Below are 17,244 nucleotides of genomic sequence, written 5' to 3'. Positions count from 1 at the left end.
CTCCCCCGCCGCACGGCGCCCGGGGAGGGCGTCCTGCCCCGCCCACCGCGCCCCGGGAAGCGAGCCCGCCATGCCCCCTGCAGCCACCGACTTCTACGCGGCGGCCCTGCAGTCCGCGGCGACCGCGGACGCCCCCGCACCCGAGCCCTGGTCGGTGCGCGACGCCGGCGGCCGCAGCTACTCACTCGCCGGCGCGCTGGAGCGGTGGACCGGTGACGCCGACGAGGTCGACCGGCGCTTCCTCGCCCGCGCCCGGGGCACGGTCCTCGACGTCGGGTGCGGACCGGGTCGGCTGGCCGCGGAGCTGGCCCGCCGGGGTGTGCACGCGCTGGGCCTGGACATCTCGCCGACGGCGCTGAGGCTGGCCCGCCGATCGGGCGCCACCGCCATCCGCCGCTCGGTGTTCGAGCCGGTCGTCGCCGAGGGGCTGTGGGGCACGACGCTGCTGGCCGACGGGAACATCGGCATCGGCGGGGACCCGGCCGCGCTGCTGCGCCGCTGCGGGGCGATCGTCGCCCCCGGCGGCCTGGTGCTGGTCGAGACCGAGGGGCCCGGCACTGGTGTGCGCACCACCCGCCTGCGGCTGGAACGGGCAGGAGAGGTGAGCTCCTGGTTCGACTGGGCCCATGTCGGGTGCGACGCGGTCGGGCGGATCGCCGCCGCGGCCGGGCTGCGTCTCGCGGACTCCTGGGAGGACGGCGGCCGCTGGTTCGCCGCCCTCCGCCGACCGCCGGTCCCCGGCGCCGGCTGAGCACGCGGAACGACCCGGCCCCGGCCGGTGGCGAGCCCGCCACCGGCCGGGGCCGGGTCGTGTCCTGCGCGGGTCGTCCGCGCCGAGATCAGCTGGTGGCGCCCTTCAGCGCCTCCGAGAGCGCAGCCGCCTCGTCGGGCGACAGCTCGACGACCAGGCGCCCGCCACCTTCCAGCGGTACCCGCATGACCAGGCCGCGCCCTTCCTTGGTGACCTCGAGGGGACCTTCACCCGTGCGCGGCTTCATGGCCGCCATGCGTGCCTCCTTCACCAGCCGCACGACTGCCTCGTCTGACAGGCGCGCGGTGTCCGATGCTGCGAACTCCGGGACAATCTTCCCGCATGCCCGCCGTCCGTCCAACACGAGGCCCGTCAGGGTGACGTCGCGTCGCGCTCCGGCGGGGCCGCCCGGAAGCAGCCGGCGACGTGGTCGTCGACCATCCCGGTCGCCTGCATGAGGGCGTAGGCCGTGGTCGGCCCGACGAAGGCGAAGCCGCGCCGCTTGAGCTCCCGGGCCATGGCGATCGACTCGGGGCTGGTCGCCGGGACGTCGGCGAGGGTGGCCGGGCGGGCCCGCGGGCCCTGCGGCGCGAAGGACCACAGCAGCTCCGAGAGCCCCTCGGGGAGCTGCTGCGCCGCCCGCGCGTTGCCGATCGCCGCGTCGATCTTCGCCCGGTTGCGGACGATGCCGGCGTCGGCCAGCAGCCGGGCCCGGTCCTCGTCGGTGAACGCCGCGACGGCGTCGATCGCGAACCCGGCGAAGGCCGCCCGGAACGCCGGCCGCTTCCGGAGGATCGTGATCCAGGACAGCCCCGACTGGAACGCCTCCAGGCAGAGCCGCTCGAACAGCGCGTCGTCGCCGCGCAGCGGCACCCCCCACTCCTCGTCGTGGTAGGTGACGTACTCGGGGGCGCTCGTGGCCCAGGCGCAGCGCTGCACGCACCGGACGCTAGCGCCGGCCACCGACGTCCCGGCCGGGCGGCGGCTCCCCCGCCGCGCCAGTAGCGTCCCGGCTCGTGCGCGTCCTCGTCACCGGCGGTGCCGGCTTCATCGGATCGGCCGTCGTCCCCGCCTTCCGGGACGCCGGCCACGAGGTGCGCGTGCTCGACGCCCTGCTGCCCGCCGTCCACCCCGACTACCCGGACGGGCCACCCGTCCCCGAGGGCGCGGAGCTGCTGGTCGGCGACGTGCGCGACCCGGCGGCGGTCGACCGCGCGCTGGACGGCGTCGACGCGGTCTGCCACCAGGCCGCGATGGTGGGGCTGGGCGCGGACGTCCAGGACATGCCGGCCTACGCGGGCATCAACGACCTCGGCACCGCGGTGCTGCTGGCCGCGATGGCGCGCGCCGGCGTCGGCCGGCTGGTCCTCGCCAGCTCGATGGTGGTCTACGGCGAGGGCCGCTACTCCTGCCCCGAGCACGGGCCGGTCCCCGCCGCCCCGCGCCGGCGTGCCGACCTCGACGCCGGTCGCTTCGAGCCGCCCTGCCCCCGCTGCGGCCGGCAGCTGGGCTGGGACCTGGTCACCGAGGACGACGTGCCGGACCCCCGCAACACCTACGCCGCCACCAAGCTCGCGCAGGAGCACCTCGCGGCCGCGTGGGCGGGTACGACCGGTGGCACGGTCGTCGCCCTGCGGTACCACAACGTCTACGGCCCCCGGATGCCGCGGGACACCCCCTATGCCGGCGTCGCCTCCATCTTCCGCAGCGCGCTGGAGTCCGGCCGGGCACCGGCGGTGTTCGAGGACGGCGGCCAGCAGCGGGACTTCGTGCACGTCACCGACGTCGCGGCGGCCAACCTCCGGGCCCTCGAGCACACGCCCGCGGGGTCCTCGCTGCGGGCCTACAACGTCGCGTCGGGCCGGCCGCACACCGTGGGCGACATGGCCCGGGCGCTCGCCGACGCCATGGGCGGTCCGGAGCCGCTGGTGACCGGCGAGTACCGGCTCGGCGACGTGCGGCACGTGGTGGCCAGCCCCGCCCGGGCGGAGGCCGAGCTGGGCTTCCGCGCGGAGGTGGACTTCCTCGACGGGATGCGCGAGTTCGCCACCGCGGAGCTGCGCCCGGCGCCGCGCGGCTGAGCCGGGCCGCTCACCACTCGGTGCGCACCGCGACCTCGACGACCAGCGCGGTGACGGCGCTCAGCACCAGCCAGACCCGCGTCTGCCGCGGCGGCAGGAACGCGGCGGCGACCGGCAGCCACACCGTGAAGGGCAGCCAGATCCGCTCCGTCTCCCCGCGGACCAGGCCCGTGCCGTCGCTGACCAGCATCGCGGCGAGCACCGCCACGGGCAGCAGCGCGAGCGCCGACCGGCGCAGGCAGGCCAGCCCCGCCACCGCCGCGGGGCCGGCCGCGACCGCCGCCGCCGCCAGGTTGGCGACCAGGAAGAACGCCAGCGGCCGGTCGGCGTAGGACGGCCCCGAGCGCACCCGCTCGGCGGTCAGCCCGAGCCCCTCGAACCAGTCGTAGCCGGCGAGGGCGAAGAGCGCGAAGACCAGGAGGACGCCGGCGGCGGCGACCGCGAGCACCCGGACCACGCCGGCCCAGCCCAGCCGCGCACGGTGCACCAGCACGACGGCGAGGGCGAGCAGGCCCAGCGACGCCAGCCCGAAGGAGAGGTGCAGCGCCAGCCCGAGCAGCGCCCCGCCGGTCAGGGCCCGGAGCGCCGCGCCGCCACCGCCTGCCGCCGCGGTCGCCAGCAGGGCGACACCCCAGGCGAGCACCCCGGCGAACAGCGCGTCGGCGCTCGTGGCCACCCACAGCGCCGTCGGTGCCAGCACGAGGAAGGGCGCCACGGTGCGCGCCGCCGGCTCGTCCGCGATCGCCCGCACGGTGACCAGCACGGCCGGCACCGCCAGCGCACCGGCTCCGATGCACATCGCCGCCGCCCAGCCCAGCCCGCCGAGACCGGCGCGCTCCAGCAGCACGAACGCCAGCAGGGCACCCGGCGGGTGCCCGGACACGTGCGTCGTCCACGGGTCGGCGGAGTCGGCGAGGACCGAGTCGTTGAAGGTGCGCAGCAGCTCCCCGATGCCGTCCACCCGGGGCACGTCGTAGGGGTACTCGTACCGGCTGCCCAGCGGCTCGGCCAGCCGCCCCCACCCGCTGGACAGGGCGAGCGCGACCGCCCAGCCGGCCGTGGCGGCGGCCGAGCCGGCCAGCAGCACCGGCCAGCGGACCCGCCGCGCGGCCGACGGCCCCCAGAGCAGCAGCGCCACCCCGACCGCGGCCGGCAGGAGCACCCGCGGGGAGACCACCGGGTCCCAGTCGCCACGCAGCACGTAGCCGCCGATCAGGTGCAGGTCCACCCCGTCGCGGGCCAGCTCCCGGCCGGCCAGCGCCGTGCCCCCGACGAGCAGGACGGCAGCCAGCAGCCCGGCCCACGGGCGCCACCGGCGGGCACCCTCGACCGGCGCCGTCTGCCGGGGTGCCTCCGTGGTCGCCTCGGTCACCGGTTCGACAGTAGGGCCCCGACGGGGTGACCGCCCGCCGGTGGGACGGTCGCCGGCGGGCGGGACCGCCGGGTCCGTGGTTGTGTCCCAGGCGTGCCCGACGTCGTCCTGCCCTGCCTCGACGAGGCCGGCGCGCTGCCGTGGGTGCTCGGGCGGCTGCCGGCCGGCTACCGGGCCATCGTCGCCGACAACGGCTCCACCGACGGCTCCCCGGCGATCGCGGCCGAGCACGGCGCGACGGTGGTGCACGTCCCCCAGCGCGGCTTCGGTGCGGCCGCGCACGCCGGCCTGGAGGCGGCGACCGACGAGGTCGTGTGCTTCTGCGACGCCGACGGCTCGATGGACCCCGCCGACCTGCCGCTGGTCGCCGGCCCGGTGCTCGACGGCGACGCCGACCTCGTGCTGGGCCGCCGCCGGCCGACCCGGCGCAGCGCGTGGCCGGTGCACGCCCGGGTCGCCAACGTGGCCCTGGGCGTGATGCTGCGGCGGCGCACCGGCCTGGCGCTGCACGACCTGGGCCCCATGCGCGCCGCCCGCCGCACCGCGCTGCTCGGGCTCGGGATCACCGACCGCCGCTTCGGCTACCCGCTGGAGATGGTCACCCGCGCCGCCGACGCCGGCTGGCGGGTGCGCGAGCTCGACGTGCCGTACGCGCCACGCGCCGAGGGCACCCGCTCCAAGGTCACCGGCACCGGGCTGGGCACCGTGCGCACGATCCGGGACATGCGTCAGGTGCTCTCCTCGTGACGCCCACCCAGCTGCTGGTCATCACCAAGGCACCCGTGCCCGGCCGCAGCAAGACCCGGCTCAGCCCGCCGTGCACGCCCGAGCAGGCGGCGGCCGTCGCCGCGGCCGCGGTCGGCGACACCCTCGACGCCGTCCGGGCGACCCCGGTCGCCCGGCGGGTGGTGGCGCTGGACGGCGCCCCGGGTGAACTCGACCTCACCGGCTGCACCGTCGTCCCGCAGGCCGACGGCGACCTGGGGGTGCGGCTCGCGGCCGCGTTCGCCGACGCCATGCGCGGGCCGGACGGCGCCGTGCCGACGCTGCTCATCGGGATGGACACCCCGCAGGTGACCCCGGAGCTGCTCGCCGGCTGCCTCGACCGGCTCGTGCGGGCCGGCCCCGGCTCGGCGGTGCTCGGCGTGGCCCCGGACGGCGGCTGGTGGGCCCTCGGGCTGCACGCACCCGGGCCCGCGCAGGTGCTGACCGGCGTCCCGATGTCACGGGAGGACACCGCCGTCCGCACCCGCGCGGCGCTGGAGGACGCCGGCCTCACCGTGCTCGACCTGCCGGTGCTCACCGACATCGACCACTTCCCCGACGCGCTGGACGTCGCGCAGCGGTGCGCACCCGGCACGCGGACCCACCGGGTGGTGACCGGGCTCGCCGCCACCCTCGGGCCGACGCCGTGACCAGCCGGCTGGACCGGCTGCTGGGCGCCCGCCTGCCCGATCCGCCCGACCGGTTGCGTCGCGGCCCGTTCCGCGCCGGCGCCTTCCCCAGCCCCCTGCACTCCGAGCGCCGCGCGGCCCGCACCGGCGTGTGGCTCGGGCTGGCCTTCCTGGTGTGCTTCCTCACCGGGGTGGTCAGCGACCTCGTCCAGTCCGGGCCGGGGTGGTTCACCTGGCCGTCGTCCCCGGTGTGGCTCTACCGGGTCACCCAAGGGCTGCACGTGGCCACCGGGCTGGCCGCGATCCCGCTGCTGCTGGTCAAGCTCTGGACGGTGTACCCGCTGCTGTTCGAGTGGCCGCCGGCCCGCTCGCCCGCCCGGCTGGTCAGCCGGCTGTCGGTCCTCGTGCTCGTCGGCACCGCCGCGATGCAGCTGGTCACGGGGCTCATCAACATCGCGCAGTGGTACCCGTTCGGCTTCTTCTTCCCGACCGCGCACTACTGGACCGGCTGGATCGCCATCGGCGCCGTGGCGGTGCACGTGGGCGCCAAGGCGCCGGAGATCCGGCGCGGGCTGGCCCGCCGGGGCTCCCCCGCCGCCACCGCCGGGCTCGCACCCGGGCGGGCCGAGGAGGCGCGCGCCGCGGCGACGGCCGAGGAGGAGGGCGCCATCGACCGGCGCGCCTTCGTCCTCGCCTCCGGGCTGGGCGTCGCCGCCGTCACGGTCACCACGCTGGGCCAGACGGTCGCCCCCCTCGCCCCCGTGTCGGTCCTCGCGCCGCGGTTGCCCGACGCCGGCACGCAGGGGTTGCCGGTCAACCAGACCGCCGCGGCGGCCGGGGTGGAGGAGACCGCGACCGACGCCGGCTACCGGCTGGTCGTGGACGGGCCACGGCGGCTGGAGCTGTCGCTGGCCGAGCTGCGCCGCCGTCCCCAGCACACCGAGACCCTGCCGATCACCTGCGTCGAGGGCTGGAGCGCGACCGGCCGCTGGACCGGCGTCCGGCTGGCCGACCTGCTCGAGGAGGCGGGGCTGCCCCGCGACGCGCGGGTCGTGGTCGAGTCGCTGCAGACCGGCGGGCTGTACCGCACCAGCGTGGTGGCGCCGCCGCACACCGCCGACCCGCGCACCCTGCTGGCCCTGCGGCTCGGGGACGAACCGCTCGCCCTCGACCACGGCTACCCGGTGCGGCTGATCGCGCCGAACCGGCCAGGGGTCATGCAGACGAAGTGGCTCTCCCTGGTGCGGCCGGCATGAGCACCGGCGCCTCCCCCGACGAGCGCGCGGCCGGACCTGCCGGCCCGGACGCCTGTGCGGGCGACCCCGCCCGCCCGCTGGCGTCGGCGGCCGGCCCGTGGTGGCGCTGGCTGTTCCTGGTCCCGGGGTTCGCCGCCGTCGGCTGGGGCGTGGTCGGGCTGCTCGGGGCCGGCGACCGGGTGCCGCTCGACGCCTGGGCCCTGTGGTTCGTCGGCAGCGCGCTGCTGCACGACCTGGTGATCGCCCCGCTGGTCGTCCTGGCGGGGTTCCTGCTCCACCGGTTCCTCCCCCGGCCTGCGCGAGCACCGGTGGCCGTCGGGCTCGTCGTCGCCGGATCGCTGGTCGCGGTGGGCCTGGTGTTCGCACTCGACCCGGGCGACGTGCAGGAGCCGGGCTTCCTGCCGCAGGACTCCTACGGGGTGAACCTGCTGCTCGTCGTCGCCGGGGTGCTGGCGGTCGCCGCCGTCTGGGCCGCGGTGCGGACGCGGCGGGCCCGCCGCGGCTGACTCCCGGGCTATACGGTCCGCCGGTGGCCGTCCGGACCGCTGCGCGCGCGCCCACCCCCGTGCGGCCCGCGCTGCACCGGTGGCCGCTGCTCGCCCTCGCCGCGGGGGTGACCGCCCTGCTGCTGGCCCTGGCCGGGCGCTACGGCTACCACCGCGACGAGCTGTACTTCCTCCGCGCCGGGCGGGAGGCAGCCCTCGGCTACGTCGACCAGCCGCCGCTCACCCCGCTCCTGGCCGCCGCGATGGACGCCCTCGCCCCGGGCTCCCTGACCGTGCTGCGGCTGCCGTCGGCGCTGGCGGCCGGCGCGGTCGTCCTGCTCACCGGCCTGCTCGCCCGCGAGTTCGGCGGTGGCCGGGACGCGCAGCTGTTCGCGGCCGCCTGCGCGGCGGTCTCGTCCATCCTGCTGGCCGTCGGCCACCTGCTCTCGACGACGACGTTCGACCTGCTGTCCTGGGCGCTGCTGTCGTGGCTGCTCGTGCGGGCCCTGCGCGACGGCGGCGCCGTCTGGCTGGTCGCCGGGGCGGTCGCCGGGCTGGCGCTGCAGAACAAGGTGCAGCCGGCGTTCCTGCTGGCGGGCGTGGTCCTCGGGCTGCTGCTGGCCGGCCCCCGGTCGGTGTTCCGCTCGCCCTGGCCGTGGGCCGGCGGCGCCCTCGCGCTGGCGGTCTGGGCGCCCAACCTCCTCTGGCAGGCGGCGCACGGCTGGCCGCAGCTGGCGCTGGCCGAGGCCATCGCCGCGGGCGGCTCGGGCACCAGCGAGCCCTGGTACCTCTTCCTGCCCTTCCAGCTGGTGCTGGTCAGCCCGGTGCTCTTCCCGGTGTGGATGGCGGGGTGGTGGCGGCTGCTGCGCGATCCTGCGCTGGCGCGGTGGCGGAGCTTCGCCGTCGCCTACGCCGTCCTCGCCGTGCTGTTCCTCGTCACCGGGGGCAAGCCGTACTACCTGGCCGGTCTCTACCCGCTGCTGCTGGCGGCCGGCGCGGAGCGGGCGCTGGCCTGGGCCCGCCGGGGCGGAGCCCGGGCCCGGCGGGTCCTCGTCCCCGCGCTGGCGCTGAGCCTGGCCGCCTCCGCGGTGCTCATGCTGCCCGTGCTCCCGGTCGGCTGGCTGCCGGCCACACCCGTGCCGGCGGTGAACTACGACGCCGGGGAGACCATCGGCTGGCCGCGGTTCGCCGCCGCCGTCCAGCGGGCACGGGCGGGGCTGCCCGCCGGGGCGGAGGTCGTCGTCCTCACCGGGAACTACGGGGAGGCCGGCGCCGTCGACCGGTTCGCCCCTGCCCTGGGCCCGGCCTACAGCGGGCACAACGCGTACTGGACGTGGGGCCCGCCACCGGAGAGCGCCGACGCGGCCGTGGTGGTCGGTCTGCCACCGGACGACCTGACCCGCTGGTTCGGCGAGGTCCGGCCGGCCGGCCGCATCGACAACGGGGTGGGGCTGGACAACGACGAGCAGGGCCGGACGGTCTGGTCGGCGAGCGACCGCCGGCTGCCCTGGGCGGAGATCTGGCCGCAGCTGCGCCGGCTGGGCTGACTACCGGACGGCCGCGTCCACCGCCGCGACGCTCGGCGCCGGGCGCGGGGCGCTGCGCCGGGTGGCCAGCACGCACCCGGCCAGCACCAGCGGCAGCCCGACGGCGATGCCCAGGGTGAACGGCTCGCCGAGCAGCAGCACGCCGAGCAGCACCGCGACGACCGGGTTCACGAAGGTGATGACCAGCGCCCGCTGCGGCCCCACCTCGCGGATCAGGGCGAAGAAGAGGGCCAGGGCCACCGCGGTGCAGAGCACGCCGAGGGTCAGCAGCGACAGCCGGGCCTCCGTGGACGCCGCCGTCACCTCGCCCAGCCGCGGCACCGCGAACGGGGCGTAGACGACCGCGGTGACGAGCAGCGCGATCGAGCTCGCCGCCACCCCCGGCACCTCGGGCAGGGCGCGGCTGACCACCAGGGGCGCCGTCGCGTACCCCAGCACCACCAGCCCGACGGCGGCGATCGGCAGCACCTCGGCGCGGCCCAGGTCCAGGCCGAGCAGGGCGGCGATGCCCACGACGCCGAGGCCCATGCCGACCAGCCGGACGGGCGTGAGCCGCTCCTCCTCGCCCGCGAGCCGGGCCGCCAGCGCCGCCACGAACGGCACCCCGGCGACGAGCAGCCCGGTGAGGGAGCTCGACAGCGTCTGCTCGGCGTAGGAGAGCAGCAGCCAGGGTCCGGTCATCTCGAGCGCGGTGAACAGCAGCAGCGCCTTCCAGTGCCGCAGCGCCGGGCGCAGCTGCCCGCGCGCCACCGTCCAGGGCACCAGGAGGGCGGCCCCGACGACGCAGCGGGCGAACACCACCGCGACCGGCGGCACCTCCCCGACGGCCACCTTGATGAGCAGGTAGGGCACGCCCCAGATCACCGACATGGCCAGGAACAGCAGCCACCCCCGCCGGCTCACGGCCCCGCCGTCCTCTCGCGCACGGGCACATCCTCACCGACGGCCCGCGCCGCGCGGCGGCAGGTCAGCGATCGCGGGCGAACGCGGCGAAGCGCTTCAGCGACCAGCGGATGCCCAGCAGCGCGAAGGGCCGGGCGAGCACCCACCCGACCCGGCCGAGCACGCCGAAGGGCAGGTCGAGCCGCTCGGTCCAGACGAACGTGCTCTGCTCCCCGCGCGGCTCGATCTCGAAGATGCCCGGCCCGCGCACCAGCCGACCGGTGTGCAGCACCTCGACCCGGCGCGGCGGTTCCCACGCGGTGATGACCATCGTGTCGAGGAACCCCAGCCGGGGCCGGCCCGGCACCGGCAGCCCGGTGCGGGCGGCCAGCCGGCCCCCGACGCCCTGCGCCGGCCCGCCGACGGTCTCGACGTCGGTCGCGAGCATCCACTCGCCCTGCCGCGTCCAGTCGGTGAGCGCGGCCCACACCCGCTCCGGTGGTGCCGCCACCTCCACCCGCTCCACGAGCTCAGGCACCCTGCATCCCCTCCCGGTCGGCCGGCGCGGCGCCGGGGTCGGTCGGCGCCTCCTGCCGGTTGCGTGCGGCCACCTCGGCGCGCAGCGCCGCGATCTCGGCGTCCCGCTCGTCCAGCGTCTGCGCCAGCTGGTCGAGCAGCCAGTCCACCTCGACCATGCGGTAGCCGCGGGCGGTCACCGCGATCCGCAGCCCCCGGAGGTCGTCGGCCACCACGGGCCGGTCCTCGGGCAGCTCGACCGGCGACCGGTCGGGGTCGGCCGGCGGCTGGGTCTCGCCGCGGCCGAGCAGCAGCGCGGCCACCAGGAACAGCGCCCCGCCGACCAGCAGCACCGCCACCACGAACAGGACGAAGGAGAGCACCTCAGGCGTCCGACGGGCCGGTCGCCGCCGCGCGCATCCCCCCGCCGTTGTCGCCGGCCGCCCGCGCCTTCTCCGCCTCCTGCACGACCGCCACGATCTCCGCGACGTCGTCGGTGCAGTGCAGCAGGTCCACGTCGCCGGGGCTGATGGCGCCGTGACCGGCCATCGTCGTGCGCACCCAGTCGATCAGGCCGCCCCAGTACTCGGTGCCGTAGAGGATCACCGGGAAGCGGGTCACCTTGCGGGTCTGGACCAGGGTGAGCGCCTCGAACAGCTCGTCCAGCGTGCCGAAGCCGCCCGGGAGGATCACGAAGGCCTGCGCGTACTTGACGAACATCGTCTTGCGCACGAAGAAGTAGCGGAACGAGATGCCGACGTCGACCCACTCGTTGAGCTCCTGCTCGAACGGCAGCTCGATGCCCAGCCCGACCGAGAGGCCGCCGGCCTCCGAGGCGCCGCGGTTGGCCGCCTCCATCGCCCCCGGCCCGCCGCCGGTGATGACGGCGTACCCGGCGCGGGAGAGGGCGGCCCCGATCTCGACGCCCGCGGTGTAGTGCGGGTGGTCCCGCGGGGTGCGGGCGCTGCCGAACACGCTCACCGCGCGGGGCAGCTCGGCGAGCAGGCCGAAGCCCTCGACGAACTCGCTCTGGATGCGGAGCACGCGCCACGGGTCGGTGTGCACCCAGTCGGTGGGGCCGCGCCGGTCGAGCAGCCGCTGGTCGGTGGTGCTGCCCTGGTGCTGCGGGTCCGGCTCGCCGCCGCGGAGCATGATCGGCCCGCGGTGGCGGGTCGGGCGCGGGCGCCGGCCGTCCGGCGGTGGCGTGGCGGTCATGCGGTCCTCCCGGAGAGGTAGGCGGTGAGGGCGTCGACGGCGGGCTGGAGCCGGTCGACCAGGACGTGCTCCTCCCGGGTGTGCGCCAGCTGCGGGTCCCCCGGGCCGTAGTTGACCGCCGGGATGCCGAAGGCGGCGAACCGGGCGACGTCGGTCCAGCCCAGCTTGGCCCGGGCCGGGCGGCCCACGGCGGCGATGAAGGCGGCGGCGGCCGGCTCGGCGAGCCCGGGCAGCGCTCCCCCTGCGTTGTCGACGACGGTCAGCGTCGCGCCGGCCGCGACCACGTCGGCGAACACCTCGCGGACGTGCGCCTCGGCGGCGTCCTCGTCGCGGTCGGGCGCGTAGCGGAAGTTGACCGTCAGCGCGGCCTCGTCGGGGATCACGTTGCCCGCCACCCCACCGGAGACGCCCACGGCGTTGAGCCCCTCGCGGTAGGTGCAGCCGTCGATCTCGACCTCGCGGGGCCGGTAGGCGGCCAGCGCGGCCAGGGCCCCGGCCAGCCCGTGGACGGCGTTCTCCCCCAGCCAGCTGCGGGCGCTGTGCGCGCGACGGCCCCGGGTCTCCAGCACCGCCCGGAGCGTGCCCTGGCAGCCGGCCTCGATCTCGCCGTCGGTCGGCTCGAGCAGGATCGCGAGGTCGCCGTAGAGCCAGCCGCGCCGCTCGCGGGCCACCCGGCCGAGCCCGTTCTTCACGGCCTCGACCTCCTCGTTGTCGTAGAAGACGAACGTGAGGTCGTGCGCCGGCTCCGCCCCGGGGACGCCGAAGACCGCGGCCAGCCGCAGCATCACCGCGTCGCCGGCCTTCATGTCGCTCGTGCCGCAGCCGTAGAGGCGGCCGGTGGCCTCGTCCAGCCGGCTGGGCACGTTGCCGGCGATGGGCACGGTGTCCAGGTGCCCGGCGAGGACGACCCGGGTGGGCCGGCCCAGGTTGGTGCGGGCCAGCACGGCGTCACCGACCCGCTCGACCTCCAGCCCGCCCAGCGCCCGCAGCGCCGCCTCCACCGCGCCGGCCAGCGCCGTCTCGCTGCCCGAGACCGAGGGCGCGTCGACCAGGGCGCGGGTCAGCGCGAGGACGTCGGCGGACAGGTCGAGCTGCGGCGGGGTGCTCACGGCTGCCGAGCTTATGGCCCACCTGACGCACCGGCCCCTGCGGCCGGGCCGTCCCGGCCACCCACCGACCGCCCCGCCGCGGGACGGCCTGGGTAGCGTTCCCGGCGTGACTGACGCAGCGCCCGCCCCCGTCTCCGCCGTCGCCACCGGCCTGGCGACCGTCACGCCCTCGGGCACCGTGCTGGACACCTGGTACCCCGAGCCCCGGCTCGGCGCGCCCGCCGGCGCGGCCACGGGGACCACCCGCCTCGGCGCGTTGGAGCTCTCCGGCGAGCTCGGCCCCGACTACGGCGGCCTGGTGCGCCGTGACGAGGCCCGCGGCGTCGAGGTCATCGCCGTCCGCACCGTCATCGCCGACCTCGCCCAGCCGCCGGTGGACACCCACGACGTCTGGCTGCGGCTGCAGCTGCTCTCCCACCGGCTGATCCAGCCGCACGGGGCGGACATGACCGGCGTCTTCGGCCTGCTCACCAACGTCGCCTGGACCAGCGCCGGCCCGGTCGAGGCCGCGACCTTCAACGCCCACCGGCTGCGGGCCGCCGTCGGGAACGTCACCGTCTTCGGCGTCGACAAGTTCCCGCGGATGGTCGACTACGTCATCCCCGCAGGCGTCCGCATCGCCGACGGCGCCCGGGTGCGGCTGGGCGCCCACCTGGCCGAGGGGACGACGGTCATGCACGAGGGCTTCGTCAACTACAACGCCGGCACGCTGGGCCCCTCGATGGTGGAGGGCCGGATCAGCGCCGGCGTCGTCGTCGGTGCCGACAGCGACATCGGCGGCAGCGCCTCGATCATGGGCACGCTCTCCGGCGGCGGCAAGCAGGTCATCTCGATCGGCAGCGGCTGCCTGCTCGGCGCCAACTCCGGCATCGGCATCTCCCTCGGCGACGGCTGCGTCGTCGAGGCCGGCTGCTACGTGACGGCCGGCGCGCGGATCACCCTGCCCGACGGCTCGGTGGTCAAGGCGGCGGAGCTGTCCGGCCGCGACGGTCTGCTCTTCCGCCGCAACAGCGTCAGCGGCGCCCTCGAGGCGCTCCCCCGCGACGGCAACTGGGGCGCGCTCAACGCCGAGCTCCACGCGAACTGACCAGGCGTCAGCGGGGGCCGGTCGACGCCTCCGCGGCGGCGGTGAGGTGCTCGAGCAGGGCCACCACGAACTCCTGCGGCCGCTCGACGTGCGGCGAGTGCCCGACCCCGGGCAGCACGACCTCCCGGTAGCTGCCCCCGGCCGCGGCGTACCGCTCGAGCACCGCGCGGGTCTGGGCGACCATGGGCTGCGGCGGGCACGCCTCCTCCCCCGGCCAGCCCGGTACCGCACCCAGCTGCCCGAGGCGGGCCAGGTCGAACATCGACGTGTCCGACACGATCGCGTCCGCGTCCCCGCGGATCCACAGCACCGGCGGCTTCCCCGCCAGCCCGTCGATGCCCGAGACGTCCAGGACCGTCGGCGCCATCGTGTTCAGCACCCCGCGCCGCCCGGGGGCCACCCCCGGCCACGTCGGGCTGGGGACGGAGTCGCCCGGGTAGTGGTCGGGGCCGGTTCGGGTGGAGAGCATCGAGGTGACGAAGACGTCCTCCAGCACGGGGTCCAGCGGCAGCGACCCGGGGGCCACGTAGAACGCCCGCAGGATCGAGCGCGGGCTGGTCGGGCTGTCCGCGCTCGTGTCGCCGGCCGCGAGCGCGGCGACGAACTCGGGGTTGGCCGCCCCGCCACCGGAGCCCGCGCCGTCCTCGGCGAGACGGCGTCCCTCCGGACCGGCGGTGCCGCCGAAGCCGTAGGGCGAGACCGGGGCCACCAACGCCACCGAGGCGATCCGCGCGGGGTCGTCGAGCAGGTGCTGGAGGACGACGGCCGCACCCATGCTCCAGCCGACCAGGTGCACCCGCTCGACGCCGAGGGTCTCCACCAGCGCCGCGACGTCGCCGGACCAGTCGCGCACGCCCCGCCGAGCGTCCACGGGCAGCGGGTCGGTGTCCCCGAAGCCGCGCAGGTCGACCGCGAGCGGCCGCACCCGCGCCTCCTCGGCCAGGGCGAGCATCGGCTGCTGCCAGAACGGCGCGGAGCTGACGTTGCCGTGCACGAAGAGCACGACCTCGCCGCCGCCGAGCTCCTCCGGCGCCACGGTGGACGGGTGCAGGACGTTCTGGGTCAGCCGCGGGGTGGTCACCCGCGTGGCGGTGATCCCGGGCAGAAGTACGTCGGCCATGGCTCCTCCTCGACGGCGGCCACACGCTAGCGGCGCGAGCACCCGGGAGGGAACCGTCGCGCCGCCGCCGCTCCGGGGGCCGTGGTGGTCGCGTCCAGGGAACGGCCAGCTCCGGCACCTACAGTCGGCAGGCGATGACCACCGTCCGACCCGCGACCCACGCTGCCGCGGCACGGCCGCGCCGGACGGCCCGCCCGGCGAGCCGGCGCCGCCGCCCGGCCTCCGCGGCCGCCCGGCGCCGGCGCGGCAGGCGCGGACCCGGCGGCCTGCTTCGGTGGTGGCCGGCGCTGGTCGTCGCCGCGGCCCTCTTCGCCGCCGTCGCCTGGCGGACCGACCTCCCCGTGCGGATCCCCACCTCGGGCAGCTGCACGCTGCCCGGCTCGTCGGTGACCCTCTCCCCCGAGCAGGTGCAGAACGCCGCCACCATCGCGGCCGTGGGCCGGGACCGCGGGCTGCCGGAGCGGGCCGTGGTCATCGCGCTGGCGACGGCGATGCAGGAGTCGACCATGCGCAACCTCGACTACGGGGACCGCGACTCCCTCGGCCTGTTCCAGCAGCGCCCCTCGCAGGGCTGGGGCACCCCCGAGCAGGTGCAGGACCCGGTCTACGCGGCCGGCCGGTTCTACGACCACCTCGTCGAGGTCCCCGGCTGGGAGACCCGGCCGCTGGGCGAAGCCGCGCACGCCGTGCAGCGCAGCGCCTTCCCGGAGCTCGTGCCGCGCTGGGAGCCCCTGGCCACCGAGCTCGCCTCCGCGCTGGCCCGGCCGGACGGCGGAGCGGGCCTCTGCTCCTGAACCACCGCGCGGTCAAAGCACAGGGGTGGGTTCCCGGACCTCAGCCGCCGGACGGTCGGCTCAGGAGGTCAGGCGCCCGACCGCCGCGTCGATCCGCTCGTCGGCCGCCGTCAGGGCCATCCGCACGTGCCGCGCCCCGGCCGGGCCGTAGAAGCTGCCCGGGGCGGCGACGATCCCCAGGGCCGCCAGCCGGTCGATCGTCGCCCAGCAGTCCTCGTCCCGCGTGGCCCAGAGGTAGAGGCCTGCCTCCGAGTGGTCGATCCGCATCCCGGCCACGCGCACCGCGGCGGCCAGCCGCTCCCGCCGGCGGCGGTACCGCTCGCGCTGCTCGTCGACGTGCGAGTCGTCGGCCAGCCCGGCCGCCATCGACGCCTGGACCGGCCCGGGCACCAGCAGGCCGAGGTGGCGGCGCACCTCCCAGACCCGGCGCACCAGGTCCGGGTCACCGGAGAGCAGGCCGCCCCGGTAGCCCGCCGCCGTCGACTGCTTGGACAGCGAGTGCACCGCCAGCAGCCCGGTGTGGTCGGCACCGGCGACGTCGGGGTGCAGGATCGAGCGGGGCTCCACGTCCCAGCCCAGCGTGATGTAGCACTCGTCGGCCACCACCGGCACGCCGTGCGCGCGGCCCCAGGCGACCCACGCCCGCAGCTGCTCGACGGTGAGCACCCGGCCGTGGGGGTTGCCCGGCGAGTTCAGCCAGACGAGGGAGACCCCGGCCGCGTCGGCCGGCGGGGTGTCGCTCCGGCGCACCGCGAGGCCGGCCAGCACCGCGCCGACCTCGTAGGTCGGGTACGCGACCTCGGGCACGACCACGGTGCTCGCACCGCCCTGCAGGCCCAGCAGCGTGGGGAGCAGGGCGACGAGCTCCTTGGAGCCGACCGTGGGGATCAGCGAGGGCTGCGCCCCCAGCGGGTCGGCGACGTGGACGCCCAGCCGTCGCGCCAGCCAGCCCGCGGCGGCCGTGCGCAGCTGCGCGGTGCCCAGCGCCGTGGGGTAACCCGGGGCGTCGGCCGCCCCGGCGAGCGCCTCGCGCAGCACCGCGGGCGTGCTGTCGACCGGCGTGCCGATCGAGAGGTCGACGACGCCGCCGGGGTGCTGGGCGGCGCGCGCCCGGGCACCGGCCAGGGAGTCCCAGGGGAAGTCCGGCAGCGACCGCGGCGCGCCGGGGACCGGAGCGGTCAGTGACCTTCGCCCTGGGGCGGGAGCGCAGCCACCAGCGGGTGGTCCTTGCCGATCTTCCCGGTCTTCGCGGCACCGCCCGGGCTGCCCAGGTCGGAGAAGAACTCCACGTTGGCGTTGTAGAAGTCCTTCCACTTGTCCGGGACGTCGTCCTCGTAGTAGATGGCCTCCACCGGGCACACCGGCTCGCAGGCGCCGCAGTCGACGCACTCGTCGGGGTGGATGTAGAGCATCCGGTCGCCCTCGTAGATGCAGTCCACCGGACACTCGTCGATGCACGCCTTGTCGAGGACGTCGACGCAGGCCTGGGTGATGACGTAGGTCACGGGGTTTCCCTCCCGGGGACGCTCGGGCGGCGCGCCGGCCGGAACCGGACGCGCCAGATGCTTCCCTAGTATCACCTCCGGCGCCGGTCACCGTGCCACGGGCCACCCGCCGGGCTCCCCCGCCCGGGGC

General features: G+C 76.9%; 20 protein-coding genes. 9 read left to right on the top strand and 11 right to left on the bottom strand.

The window, feature by feature from the left end; all coding sequences use genetic code 11:
* The first annotated feature begins 70 nt into the window (after window positions 1-70).
* The gene (locus E9549_RS20030) at window positions 71-751 is read left to right on the top strand and encodes a bifunctional 2-polyprenyl-6-hydroxyphenol methylase/3-demethylubiquinol 3-O-methyltransferase UbiG (protein ID WP_236828347.1); all 681 of its coding nucleotides are present in this window, start codon (window positions 71-73) and stop codon (window positions 749-751) included.
* Window positions 752-839: 88 nt separating this feature from the next.
* On the opposite strand, the gene E9549_RS20025 is transcribed toward E9549_RS20030, so the two are convergent.
* Window positions 840-1,007: a DUF3117 domain-containing protein gene (locus E9549_RS20025; RefSeq protein WP_012947303.1), complete on the bottom strand. Its 168-nt coding sequence runs from the start codon at window positions 1,005-1,007 to the stop codon at window positions 840-842.
* A gap of 116 nt (window positions 1,008-1,123) precedes the next feature.
* Complete coding sequence (locus E9549_RS20020; RefSeq protein WP_236828346.1) at window positions 1,124-1,690, bottom strand: DNA-3-methyladenine glycosylase I; 567 nt, start codon at window positions 1,688-1,690, stop codon at window positions 1,124-1,126.
* Between the two features lie 77 nt (window positions 1,691-1,767).
* On the opposite strand from E9549_RS20020, the gene E9549_RS20015 reads away from it, so the two are divergent.
* Window positions 1,768-2,832: an NAD-dependent epimerase/dehydratase family protein gene (locus E9549_RS20015; RefSeq protein ID WP_236828345.1), complete on the top strand. Its 1,065-nt coding sequence runs from the start codon at window positions 1,768-1,770 to the stop codon at window positions 2,830-2,832.
* A gap of 10 nt (window positions 2,833-2,842) precedes the next feature.
* Here the strand turns inward: E9549_RS20015 and E9549_RS20010 are convergent, their stop codons facing one another.
* Complete coding sequence (locus tag E9549_RS20010; protein WP_236828344.1) at window positions 2,843-4,204, bottom strand: hypothetical protein; 1,362 nt, start codon at window positions 4,202-4,204, stop codon at window positions 2,843-2,845.
* Window positions 4,205-4,297: 93 nt separating this feature from the next.
* Between E9549_RS20010 and E9549_RS20005 the strand changes: the two genes are divergently transcribed.
* From E9549_RS20005 to E9549_RS19985, 5 genes are read left to right on the top strand one after another with little or no spacing between them, the layout of a single operon-like run.
* Window positions 4,298-4,951: a glycosyltransferase family 2 protein gene (locus E9549_RS20005; RefSeq protein WP_236828343.1), complete on the top strand. Its 654-nt coding sequence runs from the start codon at window positions 4,298-4,300 to the stop codon at window positions 4,949-4,951.
* Entirely contained in the window at window positions 4,948-5,619 is a 672-nt protein-coding gene (locus E9549_RS20000) for a DUF2064 domain-containing protein (protein WP_236828342.1), read from the top strand. The genes E9549_RS20005 and E9549_RS20000 overlap by 4 nt, the downstream gene beginning before the upstream one ends.
* Window positions 5,616-6,854: a molybdopterin-dependent oxidoreductase gene (locus E9549_RS19995; protein ID WP_236828341.1), complete on the top strand. Its 1,239-nt coding sequence runs from the start codon at window positions 5,616-5,618 to the stop codon at window positions 6,852-6,854. Before E9549_RS20000 ends, E9549_RS19995 begins: the two co-directional genes overlap by 4 nt.
* A complete protein-coding gene (locus E9549_RS19990; protein WP_236828340.1) occupies window positions 6,851-7,360 on the top strand; it encodes a hypothetical protein in 510 nt (169 codons plus the stop codon). The genes E9549_RS19995 and E9549_RS19990 overlap by 4 nt, the downstream gene beginning before the upstream one ends.
* A 23-nt stretch (window positions 7,361-7,383) precedes the next feature.
* On the top strand, window positions 7,384-8,886 hold the full coding sequence (locus E9549_RS19985) for a glycosyltransferase family 39 protein (protein ID WP_236828339.1): 1,503 nt from the start codon (window positions 7,384-7,386) through the stop codon (window positions 8,884-8,886).
* Here the strand turns inward: E9549_RS19985 and E9549_RS19980 are convergent, their stop codons facing one another.
* The 5 genes from E9549_RS19980 to dapE all read right to left on the bottom strand — a co-directional run bounded on the left by E9549_RS19980 (window position 8,887) and on the right by dapE (window position 12,608).
* Window positions 8,887-9,789: a DMT family transporter gene (locus tag E9549_RS19980; RefSeq protein WP_236828338.1), complete on the bottom strand. Its 903-nt coding sequence runs from the start codon at window positions 9,787-9,789 to the stop codon at window positions 8,887-8,889.
* A gap of 64 nt (window positions 9,790-9,853) precedes the next feature.
* On the bottom strand, window positions 9,854-10,306 hold the full coding sequence (locus tag E9549_RS19975) for an SRPBCC family protein (RefSeq protein WP_236828337.1): 453 nt from the start codon (window positions 10,304-10,306) through the stop codon (window positions 9,854-9,856).
* On the bottom strand, window positions 10,299-10,667 hold the full coding sequence (locus E9549_RS19970; protein ID WP_236828336.1) for a DivIVA domain-containing protein: 369 nt from the start codon (window positions 10,665-10,667) through the stop codon (window positions 10,299-10,301). The genes E9549_RS19975 and E9549_RS19970 overlap by 8 nt, the downstream gene beginning before the upstream one ends.
* 1 nt (window position 10,668) lies before the next feature.
* Window positions 10,669-11,499, bottom strand: coding sequence for a TIGR00730 family Rossman fold protein (locus E9549_RS19965; protein ID WP_236828335.1), 831 nt, complete (start codon window positions 11,497-11,499; stop codon window positions 10,669-10,671).
* Window positions 11,496-12,608, bottom strand: a complete 1,113-nt coding sequence (gene dapE / locus E9549_RS19960) for a succinyl-diaminopimelate desuccinylase (RefSeq protein WP_236828334.1) — start codon at window positions 12,606-12,608, stop codon at window positions 11,496-11,498. The genes E9549_RS19965 and dapE overlap by 4 nt, the downstream gene beginning before the upstream one ends.
* A 106-nt stretch (window positions 12,609-12,714) precedes the next feature.
* On the opposite strand from dapE, the gene dapD reads away from it, so the two are divergent.
* A complete protein-coding gene (dapD, locus tag E9549_RS19955) occupies window positions 12,715-13,695 on the top strand; it encodes a 2,3,4,5-tetrahydropyridine-2,6-dicarboxylate N-succinyltransferase (RefSeq protein WP_236828333.1) in 981 nt (326 codons plus the stop codon).
* Window positions 13,696-13,702: 7 nt separating this feature from the next.
* On the opposite strand, the gene E9549_RS19950 is transcribed toward dapD, so the two are convergent.
* On the bottom strand, window positions 13,703-14,815 hold the full coding sequence (locus E9549_RS19950) for an alpha/beta fold hydrolase (RefSeq protein WP_236828332.1): 1,113 nt from the start codon (window positions 14,813-14,815) through the stop codon (window positions 13,703-13,705).
* A gap of 134 nt (window positions 14,816-14,949) precedes the next feature.
* Here E9549_RS19950 and E9549_RS23605 point away from each other — a divergent pair, with 134 nt between their 5' ends.
* Window positions 14,950-15,609, top strand: coding sequence for a hypothetical protein (locus tag E9549_RS23605; RefSeq protein ID WP_255714828.1), 660 nt, complete (start codon window positions 14,950-14,952; stop codon window positions 15,607-15,609).
* Between the two features lie 60 nt (window positions 15,610-15,669).
* Here E9549_RS23605 and dapC read toward each other — a convergent pair whose 3' ends face one another.
* Entirely contained in the window at window positions 15,670-16,758 is a 1,089-nt protein-coding gene (gene dapC, locus E9549_RS19940; RefSeq protein ID WP_304505814.1) for a succinyldiaminopimelate transaminase, read from the bottom strand.
* Between the two features lie 29 nt (window positions 16,759-16,787).
* Window positions 16,788-17,114, bottom strand: a complete 327-nt coding sequence (gene fdxA, locus E9549_RS19935; RefSeq protein ID WP_012947287.1) for a ferredoxin — start codon at window positions 17,112-17,114, stop codon at window positions 16,788-16,790.
* Window positions 17,115-17,244: the final 130 nt, after the last annotated feature.

The organism is Blastococcus sp. MG754426 (assembly GCF_021699055.1).
Taxonomy (GTDB): domain Bacteria; phylum Actinomycetota; class Actinomycetes; order Mycobacteriales; family Geodermatophilaceae; genus Blastococcus.
This window is presented reverse-complemented; position numbering and strand designations above follow the sequence as displayed.